The sequence below is a fragment of the Streptomyces sp. NRRL F-6492 genome (assembly GCF_001280125.1).
In the GTDB taxonomy this organism is placed as follows: Bacteria; Actinomycetota; Actinomycetes; order Streptomycetales; family Streptomycetaceae; genus Streptomyces.
Genome location: NZ_LGEG01000013.1, coordinates 22093 through 38386 on the forward strand (window position 1 = coordinate 22093; position 16294 = coordinate 38386).

Consider the following 16294-nt stretch of genomic DNA (forward strand, 5'->3'; position numbering starts at 1 on the left):
TACGCGCTCGTCGCGCGACCGCCCGCCGTCAGTTGTCGTCCTCGTCGATCAGGAAGCCCCGCATCGGCGCCGGAGCCTGCTGCATCGGCTGCGGTGCCTGCGGACGGACCGGAGCCATCGGCTGGGTCATCGCCGGGGACATCTGCTGCTGACCGCCGCCGTAGGACGGGGCGCCGCCCATGGACGGGCCGCCACCCATCGTGCCGCCGCCGTAGGACGGCGCACCGGCGCCGGCCGAGGCCATCGACGGGGCCGGCGGCAGGGAGGCCGCGGCCGGGGTGCGCGGCGGAGCCAGCGAGTCGTCCGCCTGGGTCTCCAGCTGACGCAGCTGCGACTCCAGGTACGACTTCAGACGCGTGCGGTACTCGCGCTCGAAGCCCCGCAGGTCCTCGACCTTGCGCTCGAGGGTGGCGCGGGCGGACTCCAGGGAGCCCATCGCGACGCGGTGCTTCTCCTGCGCGTCCCGCTCCAGCGCGTCCGCCTTGGCGCGGGCGTCCCGCTCCAGGCCCTCGGCGCGCGAGCGCGCCTCGCCGACGATCTTGTTGGCCTCGGAACGGGCCTCCGCGATCGCCTGGTCGGCGGTCTGCTGTGCCAGCGAGAGGACACGCGCGGCGCTGTCGCCGCCGGGACCCTGCGCGGGCTGCTGCTGCTGCATCTGCTGCGGGTGACCCATCGGGCCGCCCTGCATCGGTCCACCCTGCATCGGGCCGCCCTGCATGGGGCCGCCCTGCATCGGGCCGGGACCCATCGGTCCACCCTGCATGGGGCCGCCCTGCATCGGGCCGGGGCCCATGGGCCCGCCCTGCATGGGGCCGCCCTGCATGGGGCCGGCGGGAAGCTGAGGGGCACCGGAGGGCAGCTGCGGCGGGCCCATCTGCGGCGGCTGCTGCTGGACCGGCGGTCCGGATATGGCGGCGGGTACCGGCGCGCCGGGACCGACGGGACGATCCTGCTGCTCCGGAGGCTTGCGCATGTTCTGCTGCTGCTGGTTCTGCGCGGCGGCGCGCGTCGCGGCGGCCAGCTTGGCGCGCAGGTCCTCGTTCTCGCGAAGCAGGCGGGTCAGCTCGGCTTCGACCTCGTCGAGGAAGGCATCGACCTCGTCCTCGTCATAGCCTTCTCGAAGGCGGACGGTCGTGAACTGCTTGTTCCGCACGTCCTCGGGAGTCAGCGGCATCTCTTCTTCACCTCTACGTAGTCGTCGGCAGTCGGCAAGACCGTATCGTCCACACGCACCTCACTCACCTCGCGAAACTGCTCACGATGGAGATCAGGATGTACACGATGATCATCAGAACGAAGAAGGACAGGTCGAGTGCCACGCCCCCGAGACGCAGCGGCGGGATGAGCCGCCGCAGGAGCTTGAGCGGTGGGTCGGTGACAGTGTAGGTGGCCTCAAGGACGACCACCATCGCCCTACCGGGTTGCCATGAACGGGCGAACTGGAAGACGTAGTCCATGACAAGCCGGACGATCAGGAGGACGAGGAAGCACATCAGCACGATGTAGACCACCTGTAGTGCGACGCCCATCCCGCGTTTCCCTCTCCCCTGGCCTGCGTGCTCTCGCTCGTCCGGTCGCCCTCGCGACCGGCCCGTCCGGTTCCTGTGTTCTCAGCTCTGGTTGAAGAATCCGCCCTCTGCGATCCGGGCCTTGTCCTCCGCCGTGACATCGACGTTAGCAGGCGACAACAGGAACACCTTCTGCGTCACGCGCTCAATGCTGCCATGGAGCCCGAAGACGAGTCCGGCGGCGAAGTCGACAAGTCGCTTCGCGTCCGTGTCGTCCATCTCCGTGAGGTTCATGATCACGGGGGTGCCCTCGCGGAAGTGTTCCCCGATGGTACGGGCCTCGTTGTAGGTCCGGGGGTGCAGCGTGGTGATGCGGTAGGGCTCCCGCTCGGACACGACCTTGGGCATGATCACCGGTGCGTTCTTCTCCAGGCTCGGGCGTTCGGGTGTGATGGATGCCACGGGGGCAATTCGGGCCGGACGTCCGCTTTCGGCGAGTACCGGGACGGAATGGGCGACGGGCTCCCGGGGGGCCGGGGGCTTCACCACGCGCACCGGCTCCTCGTGCTCCACCTGGCGCGGGGGGGCGTGACGCCGCTCGCGCTCGGGCTCCGGCTCCAGCTCGGGTTCGAAGTCGTCGTCGGGGTCGAAGCCCCGGCCGTCGTACCCATCGTCCTCCACGAGGCCGAGGTAGACCGCCATCTTGCGCATCGCGCCGGCCATGCTCCGATTCCTCCGCTCTGTGGTGGATCGGCCTTGTCACCAAGTGCCGGCGATCCACGGGTCGTCCCGCCGTTCTGCGGAATGACCATATTTTCTGCTGTGGTCCGACTTGCTTCGCGACGTTACCCGAGCTTCGGGCGGACTCCGAGTACCGCCGTACCGACGCGTACGTGTGTCGCCCCGGCGGCGACGGCCTCTTCGAGGTCTCCGCTCATCCCTGCCGACACCATGTTCGCAGCAGGACGGGTCGCGCGCAGGGCAGTCGACAAATCCATCAGCCGGTCGAAGGCCGCCCGGGGTTCGCCCGCGTACGGTCCGGCGAGCGGGGCGACCGTCATCAGACCGTCGAGCCGCAGTCCGGGGGCGGCGTCCACGGCAGCCGCCAACTCCTCGATCCCGTCCGGCGCGACGCCGCCGCGGTCGCCCCGCTCGCCGGACTCCGCGTCGAGCGCGACCTGGATCAGGCAGCCGAGTTCGTGCCCCCGCCTCTCCGCGGCGGCGGAGAGGGAGGAGACGAGCCTGGAACGGTCGACGGACTGCACCACATCGGCATAACCCGCCACCGATTTGACCTTGTTCGTCTGCAACTGGCCCACGAAGTGCCAGGTGAGGTCGAGATCGGCACAGGCGGCCGCCTTGGGGGCGGCGTCCTGGTCCCGGTTCTCGGCGACGTGCCGAACGCCCAGGCCGTGGAGGATTCTCACGTCGCTCGCGGGGTAGGTCTTGGTCACCACGATCAGGGTGACCTCCTCGCGCGCGCGTCCCGCGGCGGCGCAGGCGGCGGTGATGCGCGCCTCCACCCGGGCCAGGTTCTCGGCGAGTTCCGCCGTGCGGTCCGTCATCAGCTCTTTCCTGCCGGGGATCCGGAGCCCGCGCCCCGGGAGGGCTCGGCGTCCAACCAGACATATCCCGCGAGTCGCCCCGTGGTGCGGTCGCGGCGGTACGAGTAGTGGTCGCGGGACTCCAGGGTGCAGACCCCGGCGTCCTCCACGTCCCGGACCCCGAGCCGTTCGAGCTGCGCGCGCACTCCGGCGGCGACGTCGACGGCGGGGGTCCCCCAGGAGGTCTCCGCCGCGGCGGCCGGCTCGACGGCCGCGACCTCGTCGCGCATCGTCGCCGGCACCTCGTAGCACCGTCCGCAGACGGACGGTCCGGTGCGGGCGACGATGCGGGCGGGGTCGGCGCCGAGGCGGGTCATGGCCCGCACGGCGGCCGGGACGACCCCGGCGACCATGCCGGGCCGTCCGGCGTGGGCGGCGGCCGCGACCCCGGCGACGGGGTCGGCGAGCAGGACCGGGACGCAGTCGGCGGTGAGGACGGCGAGGGCGAGCCCGCTCCGGGTGGTGACGAGCGCGTCGACGGACGGGATCTCCGCGTCCCCCCAGGGTCCTTCGACCTCGGCCACGTCCGCGCCGTGCACCTGGTTCATCCAGACCGTCCGGGCCGGGTCGAGCCCGAGGGCCCCGGCGGCGAGCGACCGGTTGGCGAGCACGGCCCCGGCGTCGTCGCCCACCGCGCCGCCGAGGTTGAGCTCCTCGTACGGAACGGCGCTCACCCCGCCCCACCGGTCGGTGAAGGCGAAGTGCGCGCCGTTCGCGTCGAAGCGCCGTCCTATCACTTCAGGAAGTCCGGGACGTCCAGCTCCTCGGCCTGGCTGTCCGCGTACGGACGGGCCGGGGGGACCACCGGCGGGGCCGGGGTCAGCGGGGTCTCGTTGACGGCCGGGGCGGGCGGCTCGACCGGCGCGGGGGCCGGGTCCTCGCGCGGGGTCACCGTGCCGAGGCCGCCCAGCGGGCGGGAGGTCTCGGTGGCGCGGGGCGCCGGGGCGGGCTCCTCGCGCTTGGCGGAGACCGAGCCGATGATGTTGTCCCGGCGGGCCGGCGGCTGGCCGCCGTCGAAGCCGGCCGCGATGACGGTGACCCGGACCTCGTCGCCGAGGGCGTCGTCGATGACGGCGCCGAAGATGATGTTGGCCTCGGGGTGGGCCGCCTCGCTGACCAGCTGCGCGGCCTCGTTGATCTCGAAGAGGCCGAGGTCGCTGCCGCCGGAGATGGAGAGCAGCACGCCGCGGGCGCCGTCGATGGAGGCCTCCAGGAGCGGCGAGGAGATCGCCATCTCCGCGGCGGCCACCGCGCGGTCGTCGCCGCGGGCGGAGCCGATCCCCATGAGGGCCGATCCGGCCTCGGACATGACCGACTTGACGTCGGCGAAGTCGAGGTTGATCAGACCCGGGGTGGTGATGAGGTCGGTGATGCCCTGGACACCGCTCAGGAGGACCTGGTCGGCCGACTTGAAGGCGTCGAGCACGGAGACCTGGCGGTCCGAGATCGAGAGCAGCCGGTCGTTGGGGATGACGATGAGGGTGTCGACCTCTTCGCGGAGCTCGGCGATGCCGTCCTCCGCCTGGTTGGCGCGGCGGCGTCCCTCGAAGGTGAACGGCCGGGTGACCACACCGATCGTGAGGGCGCCGAGCGAGCGCGCGATGTTGGCGACGACGGGGGCGCCGCCGGTGCCGGTGCCGCCGCCTTCGCCGGCGGTGACGAAGACCATGTCGGCCCCCTTGAGGACCTCCTCGATCTCCTCGCGGTGGTCCTCTGCCGCCTTGCGACCGACGGCCGGGTTCGCCCCGGCGCCGAGGCCGCGGGTGAGTTCACGGCCGACGTCGAGCTTGACGTCGGCGTCGCTCATCAACAGCGCTTGCGCGTCGGTGTTGATCGCGATGAACTCGACGCCCTTGAGGCCGACCTCGATCATTCGGTTGATGGCATTGACACCACCGCCGCCGACACCGATGACCTTGATGACTGCGAGGTAGTTCTGCGGTGCTGCCACGTCGAAGGCCTCTCGCCTCGAGTTACGTGTCGCCACCGCGCGGTTGGCCGCGCTGCGACGACGGATGCCGATTGGGACGGTCCGAAACGCCGACCCGAACCCTAACGTTGAAGTTTAGGGTTACCAGTGTCTCTGTTCGCTGGACTCTTCCGAACAGGACACTAAGTCGACAAGCGGCGCACGTTCAACGAACACGCCGAACCTCCCGTTTTTCTTTTCACCCTATGTGATCACCCGTAGCGGTGGCCAACCAGGGTGCTGGCCAGCGGCGATGCCCGTCAACTCCCCGACGAGGCAGGCGCCGTGGGAGCACTTACATCGAAGTGCCCCGCTTTGGGAGTGGCCTTCAGAAGAGCGGTGAGGACCCGCGCCTTGACCGGGCCGTGCTCGCCGCTCCCCCAGAAGACGGTGCGGCCGCCGGTCAGCTCCAGGGTGACGGAGTCGTACGAGGTGACGCGGACGACACGGGTGTTCCGGGCGATTTCCGCCGGGAGTTCACCCCGGACGCGCACCGCCTCCCGGAGCAGCCGGTCCGCGCCGAAGCGGCGGAGGCTCGGGGAGGAGGAGGCGTCGAGGACCAGCAGGGGGACGCCCCGGGGGGCGGTGGCGACGGTGGCGAACCGCACGCCGGCCATGTCCACTTCGGTGAACTTTCCGCCCTTTTCGATGAGCAGGGCCGGCTTCCGTTCCGTCACCTTCAGATCGATTCCGCGCGGCCAGGACCGCACGACCTCGATCGACTCGATCCGCGGCAGGAGTTGCCGGGTCCGGGCCGCGATCGCGTCGGTGTCGACGGAGGCGAGCGGGGCGCCGACCGGGACGGCGGCGGCCCGCTCGACCTCGGCCGGGGTCAGGACCCGCGTGCCGGAAGTCTTCACACGTTCCACACGGAACCAGTCCGACCCGTAGAGCGCCCAGACCGCGCCGACGGCGGCCGCGGCGAGGCCGAGCGCGGAGAACAGGACCCGGGGCGCGGGCAACCGGAACCTTCGATTCCAGTCGCCCGGCCGGGACGGACCGTCCGACGACCCCTTCGACCCGCGTGCGCCGCCCTTCTCGGCGGTCGTCGGTGCGGTTGCCACCCGGCGCCTCCTGCCCTTCCGTCCGGAGCGCCGCGCTACGCCTGGCGGCGGGCGGCGATCGCCTCGTACACCATGCCGACGAGCAGGTCGTCGGCGTCCCGGCGGCCGAACTCGGCGGCGGCGCGGGACATCTCGTACAACCGGTGCGGATCGGCCAGTACGGGCAGGACGTTGCCCTGCACCCACTGCGGCGTGAGCTCCGCGTCGTCGACGAGGAGCCCGCCGCCGGCCTTGACCACCGGCTGGGCGTTGAGCCGCTGTTCGCCGTTGCCGATGGGCAGCGGGACGTACGCGGCGGGCAGCCCGACGGCGGAGAGCTCGGCGACGGTCATCGCGCCCGCGCGGCAGAGCATCATGTCGGCCGCGGCGTACGCGAGATCCATCCGGTCCACGTACGGTACCGGCACGTAGGGCGGCATACCGGGCATGTTGTCGACGCGCGGCATTTCGTTCTTCGGGCCGACCGCGTGCAGGATCTGGATGCCGGAGCGCTGGAGCACCGGGGCGATCTGCTGGATCACCTCGTTGAGCCGCCGGGCGCCCTGCGAGCCGCCCGAGACGAGCAGCGTCGGCAGGTTCGGGTCGAGCCCGAACGCGGCGCGCGCCTCGGGGCGCACCCGGGCCCGGTCGAGGGTCGCGATGGTGTGCCGCAGCGGGATGCCGATGTAGCGGGCGTTGCGGAGCTTGCTGTCCGGGGTGGCGACGGCGACCCCGGCCGCGTACCGCGAACCGATCTTGTTGGCCAGGCCGGGCCGGGCGTTGGCCTCGTGGACCACGATCGGCACCCCGAGCCGCTTGGCGGCCAGATAGCCGGGCAGCGCCACGTAGCCGCCGAAGCCGACCACGCAGTCCGCCTTGGTGCGCTCCAGGACCTGCTCGGCCGCCTTGATCGTGCCGCGCAGCCGCCCGGGGACGGTGATCAGCTCGGGGGTGGGCTTGCGGGGCAGCGGTACGGCGGGGATGAGCGCCAGCTCGTAGCCCCGCTCGGGCACGAGCCGGGTCTCCAGACCCTTCTCCGTGCCGAGCGCCGTGATCCCCGTGCCGGGGTCCTGCCTGCGCAGGGCGTCCGCGAGGGCGAGCGCGGGCTCGATGTGGCCGGCGGTCCCCCCGCCGGCGAGTACGACATGCACCGAAATTCACCGCTCTCCGGACGGGCGCTTCTTGACGCGCCGTCGCATCGACTTCCATCTCTTCCCGACCCGCTTGCCCCGGCCGGGGCGGCGCATGGCCAGGGCCGCTTTCGCGGCGGGTTCCTGTCGCGCGAAGGCGATGAGGAGCCCGACGGCGAACATGGTCGGCAGCAGGGCCGACCCTCCGTAGGAGAACAGCGGGAGCGGGACACCGGCGATCGGCAGCAGGCCGAGCACCGCACCGATGTTGATCACGGCCTGCGCCGTGATCCAGGTGGTCACACCTCCCGCGGCGAACCTCACGAAGGGGTCCTCCGTGCCTCCGGCCACGCGGATACCCGCATAGCCTAGAGCCGCGAACAGGGCGAGTACCGACAGCGTCCCCGCGAGGCCCAGTTCCTCACCGGCCACCGCGAAGATGAAGTCGGTGTGGGCCTCGGGGAGTTGGCCCCATTTCTCCACGCTCGCACCGAGTCCGGATCCGAACCATCCGCCCGACGCCAGAGCGTAGATTCCGTGCGCGGCCTGGAGGCAGGGGGCTCCCTCGCCGCCCGGGTCGGAGGCGCCGATGCACTGGAAGCGGTCCATCCGGTGCGGGCTCGTCTTGATGAGCAGCGCCCCGAGGGCGCCGGCCACCGCGAGCACCCCGACGAAGAGCCGGGTGGGCGCCCCGGCCGTCCACAGCAGGCCGAAGAGGATCGTCGTGAGGATGATCGCGGTGCCCATGTCCCCGCCGAGCATGATGAGCCCGAGCAGCAGGAAGGCCACCGGGACCAGCGGCACCAGCATGTGCTTCCACTGGGTGAGCAGCTTCACGTCCTGCTTGCGGGCGAGCAGGTCGGCCCCCCACAGGATCAGCGCCAGCTTGCCGAACTCGCTGGGCTGGAGCATGAACGGGCCGCCCAGCGAGATCCAGTTCTGGTTGCCGCCGATGCTGTGCCCTATCCCGGGGACCTGCACGAGGACCATCAGGAAGACCGCGCCGACCAGGATCGGGTAGGCGAGCGCCCGGTGCAGCTTCACCGGCATCCGGGAGGCGGCCAGGAGCAGTCCGGTGCCGAGGAGCGCGGCGAAGAACTGCTTCCGGAAGAAGTACGACGGCACCAGCTCGTAGCGGAGCGCGGTGATCATCGAGGCGGAGTAGACCATCACGAGCCCGAGGGCGGTGATGAGCATCCCGGCGCCGATGATCACGTAGTACGCCGTGAGAGGGCGGTCCCAGGCCTTCCTGGCCCGCTCGTGGAGTCCCCGGACCCCTCCGCCGCGCGCCCGCCGCGGGGTCGCGGGAGCCCGCCCCCCGCCGCGTGCGGCGGAGGGCCGGCGCGTTCCGGCGATCTTGCTCGGCATGGTCGCCGTCCCCTCCGGTCGTGTCCGGTGCGGCCGGACCCTCCTCCTGGTCGGGTCAGGCGTCACCGGTGGCGGCGAGGGCGCGGACCGCGTCCGCGAAGGCCTCGCCGCGCTTGTTGTAGTTGGTGAACATGTCCATCGAGGCGCAGGCCGGGGCGAGCAGGACCGTGTCCCCGGGGCGGGCGAGCCGGGCCGCCTCGCGGACCGCCTCGGACATCGCCCCAGTGTCGGTCCGGTCGAGGTCGACCACCGGGACCTCCGGGGCGTGTCGCGCCAGGGCTTCGCGGATCAGGGCCCGGTCGGCGCCGATCAGGACGGCCCCGCGCAGCCGCTTCGCGGACTTCTGGACGAGCTCGTCGAAGGTCGCGCCCTTGGCGAGGCCGCCGGCGATCCAGACGATCGGGTCGTAGGCCGCCAAGGAGGCTTCCGCCGCGTGGGTGTTGGTGGCCTTGGAGTCGTCGACGTAGGTGACTCCCCCGACCTCCTCGACCAGTTCGATGCGGTGCGGGTCGGGCCGGAAGGCCTTCAGGCCGTCCCGTACGGCCTTGGCGTCGACGCCGAAGGCGCGGGCCAGGGCGGCGGCCGCGAGGGCGTTGGCGATGTTGTGCGGGGCCGGGGGCTGCACGTCGGCGACCTCGGCCAGCTCCTGGGCGTTCTCCCGCCGGTTCTCGACGAAGGCCCGGTCGACGAGGAGGCCCTCGACGACGCCGACTTCGGAGGGGCCGGGGGTGCCGAGGGTGAAGCCGATCGCCCGGCAGCCCTCCTCGACGTCGGCCGCGCGGACCAGGTCCTCGGTCGCCTCGTCGGCCACGTTGTACACGCAGGCGACCTGGTTGCCCTCGTAGATCCGGCCCTTGTCGGCGGCGTACGCCTCCATGGAGCCGTGCCAGTCGAGGTGGTCGGGCGCCAGGTTGAGGACGGCGGCCGAGTGGACGCGGACCGAGGGCGCCCAGTGGAGCTGGTAGCTGGAGAGTTCGACGGCGAGCACGTCGTACTCCTCGTCGCCGAGGACGGCGTCGAGGAGCGAGACGCCGATGTTGCCGACGGCGGCGGTCCGCAGTCCGGCCGCCTCCAGGATCGAGGCGAGCATCCGCACGGTCGTGGTCTTGCCGTTGGTGCCGGTGACCGCGAGCCAGGGGGCGGCTCCCGGGCCCCGGAGCCGCCAGGCCAGCTCGACGTCGCCCCAGACCTCCACGCCCGCCTCGGCGGCGGCCGCGAAGAGGGGCTTGTCGGGGCGCCAGCCGGGGGCGGTGACGATCAGCTCGGTGCCGGACGGCAGGGTCGCCCCGTCGCCGAGGCGGACGGTGACGCCCTCGGCCTCCAGCGCGGCGGCCTGGGCCCGGGAGCGCTCGTCGTCGCCGTCGTCGACGACGGTCACGCGCGCGCCGAGGCCGTGCAGGACGCGGGCGGCCGGGATGCCGGAGACGCCGAGTCCCGCGACGGTGACCCGCTTGCCGTTCCAGTCGAGCCGTTGTGTCACTTGTCCGCTGCCCATCCCGCGTAGAAGAGGCCCAGGCCCACGATGACGCACATGCCCTGGATGATCCAGAACCGGACGACGACCAGGACCTCGGACCACCCCTTGAGTTCGAAGTGGTGCTGGAGGGGGGCCATCCGGAAGACGCGCTTGCCGGTCATCTTGAACGAGCCGACCTGGATGACCACGGACATCGTGATCAGCACGAACAGGCCGCCGAGCAGCGCGAGGAGGAGCTCCGTGCGGGAGCAGATGGCGAGGCCGGCGAGGGCGCCGCCGAGGGCGAGCGAGCCGGTGTCGCCCATGAAGATCTTGGCGGGCGAGGTGTTCCACCACAGGAAGCCGAAGCAGGCTCCCATGAGGGCGGAGGCCACGACCGCGAGGTCGAGCGGGTCGCGGACCTCGAAGCAGGCGTTCGGGTTGGTGAGGGTCAGCGCGTTGGCACAGGACTCCTGGAACTGCCAGAGCCCGATGAAGGTGTACGCGCCGAAGACCATCACCGAGGCGCCGGCGGCCAGGCCGTCCAGACCGTCCGTCAGGTTCACGCCGTTGGACATGGCCAGGATCATGAAGAGCGCCCAGACCACGAAGAGCACCGGGCCGATGGTCCAGCCGAAGTCCGTGATGAAGGAGAGCTTCTCGGAGGCCGGGGTGAGCCCCCGGGAGTCGGAGAACTGGAGCGCGAGCACCGCGAAGGCGATGCCCACGATCAGCTGTCCGGCCATCTTCGCCTTGGCCCGCAGACCGAGCGACCGCTGCTTGACGATCTTGATGTAGTCGTCGAGGAAGCCGACCAGGCCCATGCCCGCCATCAGGAAGAGGACGAGCAGGCCGGAGTACGAGACGGGTTCGCCGGTGATGACCTTGGCCAGCGCGTACGCGATGAGCGTGGCCAGGATGAAGGAGATGCCGCCCATGGTGGGCGTGCCCTTCTTCCCGGCGTGGCCGCGCGGGCCGTCGTCCCGGATGAACTGCCCGTACCCCTTGCGCGCGAGCAGCTTGATGAGCAGCGGGGTGCCGATCAGGGTCAGGAAGAGCCCGATGGCCCCCGCGAAGAGGATCTGCCTCATCGGCCGGTGACCTCGCCCTCGGTGTCGAGGAGAGCCAGGGCGACCTGTTCGAGACCGACCGACCTGGAAGCCTTCACAAGGACGACGTCCCCCGGGCGCAGCTCACTGCGCAACAGGTCGACCGCCGCCTGCGCGTCGGACACGTGCACCGACTCCTCACCCCACGAACCCTCGTTATATGCGCCCAGTTGCAGCCAGGACGCTTCCCTGTCCCCGACCGCCACGAGCTTGCTGACGTTGAGTCGGACGGCGAGCCGTCCGACCGCGTCGTGCTCGACGAGCGATGCGTCCCCGAGCTCGGCCATCTTGCCGAGCACCGCCCACGTACGAGCCCCTCGGGCCTGTGCGGCCCTGCCCATGGCCGCGAGCGCGCGCAGGGCGGCTCGCATGGACTCGGGATTCGCGTTGTAGGCGTCGTTGACGATCGTCACGCCGTCCGGACGCTCGGTGACCTCCATGCGCCAGCGCGACAGGGAGCCGGCCTCGGAGAGCGCGGTGGCGATCTCTTCGACAGGCATGCCCAGCTCGTGCGCGACGGCGGCCGCGGCGAGCGCGTTCGACACGTGGTGCTCACCGTACAGGCGCAAGGTCACGTCGCTGCACCCGGTGGGTGTGTGAAGGCGGAAAGAGGGCCTCCCGGCCTCGGTGAGGTGGACGTTCTCGGCCCGTACGGCCGCTTCGTCCGCTTCTCCGAACAGGGTCACGCGGGCCTTGGTGCGGTCGGCCATCGCGCGCACGAGGGGGTCGTCGGCGTTGAGGACCGCCACTCCCCCCTCGGCCTCGGTGGGAAGCGACTCGACCATCTCGCCCTTCGCCAGGGCGATCTGCTCCCGGCCGCCGAACTCGCCGATGTGGGCGGAGCCCACGTTGAGGACGAGGCCGATGCGGGGCGGGGTGAGGGTGGTGAGGTAGCGGATGTGGCCGATGCCGCGGGCGCCCATCTCCAGGACCAGGTGCCGGGTCTCGTCGGTCGCACGGAGCGCCGTGAGGGGCAGGCCGATCTCGTTGTTGAGCGATCCGGGCGTCCACACGGTGGGCGCGTGCCGTTCGAGGACCTGGGCGATCAGGTCCTTGGTGGAGGTCTTGCCCGCCGATCCGGTGAGGGCGACGACGTCGGTGCCGAGGCGTTCGACGACGGCGCGGGCGAGGGCCCCGAGGGCGGTCTGGACGTCGTCCACGACGATCGCGGGCACGCCGACGGGGCGGGCGGCGAGCACGGCCGTCGCACCCGCCTCCACGGCGCGCCGCGCGTAGTCGTGGCCGTCGACGCGCTCACCGGCGAAGGCGGCGAAGAGGCTGCCGGCCCGCACCTCGCGGGAGTCGATGACGACGGGCCCGGTGATCCGGGCGGCCGGATCCGGTATGTCGTGCGCCTGCCCGCCGACGATTTCGGCGATCTCGGCGAGGGAGAGGGCGATCACTGCTTCATCCCTGACTGTTCTGGTGGCTGGCTTCGGCACTGCCGCCCGACGGGGCGGTCCCGGCCTGCTGTTCGAGGAGCGCGGCGCGCAGGACCTCGCGGTCGTCGAAGGGGCGGACGGTTCCGGCGGTCTCCTGACCCTGTTCGTGTCCCTTGCCCGCGACCAGGACGGTGTCGCCCGGCCGGGCGCGGGCGACGGCGGTGGCGATGGCGGCGGCGCGGTCGGCGAGGACGAGCACCTCGCCGCGCTCCCCCGCCGGGACGTCGGCGGCGCCCGCGAGCATGGCGGTGAGGATGGCGAGGGGGTCCTCGGAGCGGGGGTTGTCCGAGGTCAGGACGGCGGTGTCGGCGAGCCGGGCGGCGGCGGCGCCCATCGGGCCGCGCTTGGTGACGTCCCGGTCGCCGCCGCAGCCGATGACCACGTGCAGCCGGCCCTCGGTGACCTCGCGCAGGGAGCGCAGGACCGATTCGACGGCGTCCGTCTTGTGCGCGTAGTCGACGACCGCGAGGTACGGCTGGCCGGCGTCGACACGCTCCAGGCGGCCGGGGACGCCGGGGACGGCGGCGACGCCCTCGGCGGCTGCCTCCGGGTCGAGGCCGGCGGCGGCGAGGGTGACGATCGCGGCCAGGGTGTTGGCGACGTTGAACGGGCCGGGCAGCGGGGCGGTGGCGGCGATCCGCTCGCCCCCCGGGCCGACGGCGGTGAACGTCGAGTCGTGGGAGCCCAGGACGAGGTCCTCGGCGCGCCAGTCGGCGTCGGCGCGGCCCTCGGCGGAGAAGGTGACGACCGGGACCCCGGCCTCCTTCGCGAGCCTGCGGCCGTACGCGTCGTCGAGGTTGACCACGCCCAGGCGGCTGCGCTCGGGCGTGAAGAGCCCGGCCTTGGCCCGGAAGTAGTCCTCCATGTCGGAGTGGAACTCCATGTGCTCCGGGCTGAGGTTGTTGAAGACGGCGACGTCGAAGACGCAGCCGTCGACCCGGCCGAGCACGAGGGCGTGGCTGGAGACCTCCATGGCGACGGCCTCGACGCCCCGTTCGCGCATGACGGCGAAGAGGGCCTGGAGGTCGGTGGCCTCGGGGGTGGTGCGCTCGGACTTGATGCGCTCGTCGCCGATCCGCATCTCGACGGTGCCGACGAGCCCGGTGCGCCGTCCGGCGCCGCGCAGTCCGCCCTCGACGAGGTAGGCGGTGGTGGTCTTGCCGGAGGTGCCCGTGATGCCGATCCGCAGGAGGTCGGCGCCGGGCCTTCCGTAGATCTCGGCGGCGAGTTCGCCCATCCGGCCGCGCGGGTCCTCGACGACCAGGACCGGCAGGCCGGTGGCGGCCGCGCGTTCGGCGCCCGCCGGGTCGGTGAGGATCGCGGCGGCGCCGAGTCCGGCGGCCTGGGCGACGAAGTCGGCGCCGTGGGCGCGGGCGCCGGGCAGCGCGGCGTACACGTCGCCGGGGCGCACGGCCCGGGAGTCGTGGGTGATGCCCGAGATCTCGGCGTCGCCGGGGGTGTCGGTCCCCAGGTGCGCGGCCAGGTCGCCCAGGGGTGTCGGGCGGTTCCGCTCCGGCCGTGGCGGGGTGGTTCGGTACTGATCAGCGTGTGGCACGGCGGTGAGCGTACCGGGCTCACCCTGTGGGGGGCCAAAAGAGCCCGGGGCCTCGCCGGAGTTCGATTTCCGGTTCCCGGAATGGGGGGTGATCGTTGTCACTGGTGCTCCCGGAGTGTCACGGGGTGGGGTCGAAGACGACCGGCAGTCGGGCGGGGTCGCTGCCCGTGGGGGCGATGTGGAGGGTCTTGAGGGCGAACTCCATGACCTTCTTGTAGATGGGTCCGCAGATCTGGCCGCCGAAGTAGCTGCCCCTGGTGGGGTTCTGGATGGCGCAGTAGACGGTGACGCGGGGTTCGTCGGCGGGGGCGAAGCCGGCGAAGGAGGCGGTGTAGCCCTTGTAGCGGCCGAGTTCGGGGTCGACGCGGTTGGCGGTGCCGGTCTTGCCTGCGACGCGGTAGCCGGGGATCGCGGCGCGGGTGCCGGTGCCCTCCTGGTCGTCGACGACGGACTCCAGCATCGTGGCGAGGGTCTTGGCGGTCTTCTCGCTGACGACCCGGGACTCCTCGGGCCGGGGGGCGGGGGCGAAGCGCCCGTCGGGTCCCTTGGTGCCGCGCACGAGGGTGGGGGCGACCCGTACGCCTCGGTTGGCGATGGTCGAGTACACGGAGGCGGCCTGCATCGCGTTGACGGAGAGGCCCTGGCCGAAGGGGATCGTGTACTGCTGCGAGGTGGACCAGTCGCCGGGCTTGGCGAGGATGCCGGGGGTCTCCCCGGGATAGCCGAGGCCGGTGGGGCTGCCGATGCCGAACTTGCGCAGGTAGGAGTGGAGCACCTCGTTCGACTCGGCCTGGGTGGCGCCGAGCCGGCCGGTGGCGAGGATGGTGCCGATGTTGCTGGACTTGGCGAGGACGCCGTTGAGGGTCAGGTACCAGGTCGGGTGGTCGATGTCGTCCTTGAAGAGCCGGTCGCCGCGGTGGAGCCGGTTGGGGACGGTGACGTGGGTGCCGGGGGCGGCCTTGCCCTCCTCCAGGACGGCGGCCATGGACATGACCTTGCTGGTGGAGCCGGGCTCGTAGGCGTCCTGGAGGGCGGCGTTGCCCATGGCGGCGGCGTTGGCGGCGGAGAGGTCGTTGGGGTCGAAGCCGGGGGCGTTGGCCAGGGCGAGGACCTCGCCGGTGCGGGAGTCCTGCACGATGACGTAGCCGCGGTCGGCCTTGGACTTCTTCACCTGCTCGGTGATGGCCTGCTGGGCGGCCCACTGGATGTCCCGGTCGATGGTCAGTTCGATGTTCGAGCCGGGGACGGCGGGGGTGCCCCGGGAGCCGGCGGTGGGCACCTGGCGGCCGCCGGACTGGGTGAAGCGGATCTTGCCGTCCTTGCCGGCGAGCTCCGGGTCGAGCATCGACTCCAGGCCGCCGGCGCCCCGGCCCTCGGCGTTCACGTAGCCCAGTATCCCGGCGGCGAGTTCCCCGTTCGGGTAGACGCGCTTGGTGCTGGGCTCGCTGAGGATGCCGCCGAGGAGGTTGATCCCGTTGCCCCCGGCGGAGGGCTGGGACTTCTGCCCGTAGACCTTCTTGAGGTCCTTGATCTGGTTCCACACCTGCGGGGTCTGCTTGCGGGCGAGCAGGGTGTAGCGGGACTTGGGGGTGCGGAGCTTCTTCGCGAGCTCGGCGGGCTGCTTGCCGAGGATCGGGGCGAGGAGGGCGGCGGCCTGCTCGGGGGCGTCCGCGACCTTGCTCTCCTGCGGGGTGAAGAGCTTGGGGTCGGCGGTGATGTCGTACGCGTCGACGCTGGCGGCGAGCGCGATGCCGTTGCGGTCGGTGATCTCGCCGCGCTCGGCGGAGAGCGTGTACTCCTGGAAGCGGTACTTGTCGGCCTTGGCGGCGTACGCACCGGCGTCCACGGCCTGGACCTGGAGCAGCCGGACGACGAAGACCAGCATCACGAGGGTCAGGCCGAGGGAGACCAGGCGCAGCCGGGGGCGGGGGTTGCCGAGCCGGATGGTGCGGGGCCGGCGGGCCGGGGGCCTGTGCGCGGTCCGTCCGGCCGCCGGGCGCGGGGCGGGCCGGGCCGGGCGGGGTCCGCCGGGGGCCGCCGGGGCGGGCCGGGGGCGCGCGGGCCGGGCGGGGCCGGGGACGCGGCGGCGCGGGGGCTCCTTGGGGGGCAC

General features: G+C 72.1%; 14 protein-coding genes. All 14 read right to left on the reverse strand.

The features are described 5' to 3' along the window. Positions 1-28: 28 nt before the first annotated feature. The 14 genes from ADL08_RS02990 to ADL08_RS03055 all read right to left on the reverse strand — a co-directional run bounded on the left by ADL08_RS02990 (position 29) and on the right by ADL08_RS03055 (position 16294). The gene (locus tag ADL08_RS02990; RefSeq protein ID WP_053640447.1) at positions 29-1174 is read right to left on the reverse strand and encodes a DivIVA domain-containing protein; all 1146 of its coding nucleotides are present in this window, start codon (positions 1172-1174) and stop codon (positions 29-31) included. Positions 1175-1238: 64 nt separating this feature from the next. Continuing rightward, entirely contained in the window at positions 1239-1529 is a 291-nt protein-coding gene (locus ADL08_RS02995; RefSeq protein WP_053640448.1) for a YggT family protein, read from the reverse strand. Between the two features lie 81 nt (positions 1530-1610). Then, positions 1611-2231, reverse strand: a complete 621-nt coding sequence (locus ADL08_RS03000) for a cell division protein SepF (RefSeq protein WP_053640449.1) — start codon at positions 2229-2231, stop codon at positions 1611-1613. A gap of 122 nt (positions 2232-2353) precedes the next feature. Beyond that, positions 2354-3073: a YggS family pyridoxal phosphate-dependent enzyme gene (locus tag ADL08_RS03005; RefSeq protein ID WP_053640450.1), complete on the reverse strand. Its 720-nt coding sequence runs from the start codon at positions 3071-3073 to the stop codon at positions 2354-2356. Further along, positions 3073-3849 carry a peptidoglycan editing factor PgeF gene (gene pgeF, locus ADL08_RS03010; protein ID WP_053640451.1) on the reverse strand — a complete coding sequence of 259 codons (777 nt, stop codon included), beginning with the start codon at positions 3847-3849 and terminating at the stop codon, positions 3073-3075. The genes ADL08_RS03005 and pgeF overlap by 1 nt, the downstream gene beginning before the upstream one ends. Beyond that, positions 3846-5063, reverse strand: a complete 1218-nt coding sequence (ftsZ, locus tag ADL08_RS03015; protein WP_053640452.1) for a cell division protein FtsZ — start codon at positions 5061-5063, stop codon at positions 3846-3848. The genes pgeF and ftsZ overlap by 4 nt, the downstream gene beginning before the upstream one ends. A gap of 278 nt (positions 5064-5341) precedes the next feature. Beyond that, positions 5342-6145 carry a cell division protein FtsQ/DivIB gene (locus ADL08_RS03020; RefSeq protein ID WP_053640453.1) on the reverse strand — a complete coding sequence of 268 codons (804 nt, stop codon included), beginning with the start codon at positions 6143-6145 and terminating at the stop codon, positions 5342-5344. Positions 6146-6180: 35 nt separating this feature from the next. Next, positions 6181-7275, reverse strand: coding sequence for an undecaprenyldiphospho-muramoylpentapeptide beta-N-acetylglucosaminyltransferase (murG, locus tag ADL08_RS03025; protein ID WP_053640454.1), 1095 nt, complete (start codon positions 7273-7275; stop codon positions 6181-6183). Between the two features lie 6 nt (positions 7276-7281). Next, the gene (gene ftsW, locus ADL08_RS03030) at positions 7282-8622 is read right to left on the reverse strand and encodes a putative lipid II flippase FtsW (RefSeq protein WP_053640455.1); all 1341 of its coding nucleotides are present in this window, start codon (positions 8620-8622) and stop codon (positions 7282-7284) included. Positions 8623-8677: 55 nt separating this feature from the next. After that, positions 8678-10117 (reverse strand): UDP-N-acetylmuramoyl-L-alanine--D-glutamate ligase, encoded by a 1440-nt coding sequence (gene murD, locus ADL08_RS03035; protein WP_053640456.1) that lies wholly within the window; start codon positions 10115-10117, stop codon positions 8678-8680. After that, positions 10099-11169 (reverse strand): phospho-N-acetylmuramoyl-pentapeptide-transferase, encoded by a 1071-nt coding sequence (gene mraY, locus ADL08_RS03040; protein ID WP_053640457.1) that lies wholly within the window; start codon positions 11167-11169, stop codon positions 10099-10101. Before mraY ends, murD begins: the two co-directional genes overlap by 19 nt. Next, complete coding sequence (locus tag ADL08_RS03045; RefSeq protein WP_053640458.1) at positions 11166-12590, reverse strand: UDP-N-acetylmuramoyl-tripeptide--D-alanyl-D-alanine ligase; 1425 nt, start codon at positions 12588-12590, stop codon at positions 11166-11168. Before ADL08_RS03045 ends, mraY begins: the two co-directional genes overlap by 4 nt. Positions 12591-12594: 4 nt before the next feature. Continuing rightward, positions 12595-14286, reverse strand: a complete 1692-nt coding sequence (locus ADL08_RS03050; RefSeq protein WP_053640459.1) for a UDP-N-acetylmuramoyl-L-alanyl-D-glutamate--2,6-diaminopimelate ligase — start codon at positions 14284-14286, stop codon at positions 12595-12597. A gap of 16 nt (positions 14287-14302) precedes the next feature. Then, positions 14303-16294 carry a peptidoglycan D,D-transpeptidase FtsI family protein gene (locus ADL08_RS03055; RefSeq protein WP_053640460.1) on the reverse strand — a complete coding sequence of 664 codons (1992 nt, stop codon included), beginning with the start codon at positions 16292-16294 and terminating at the stop codon, positions 14303-14305.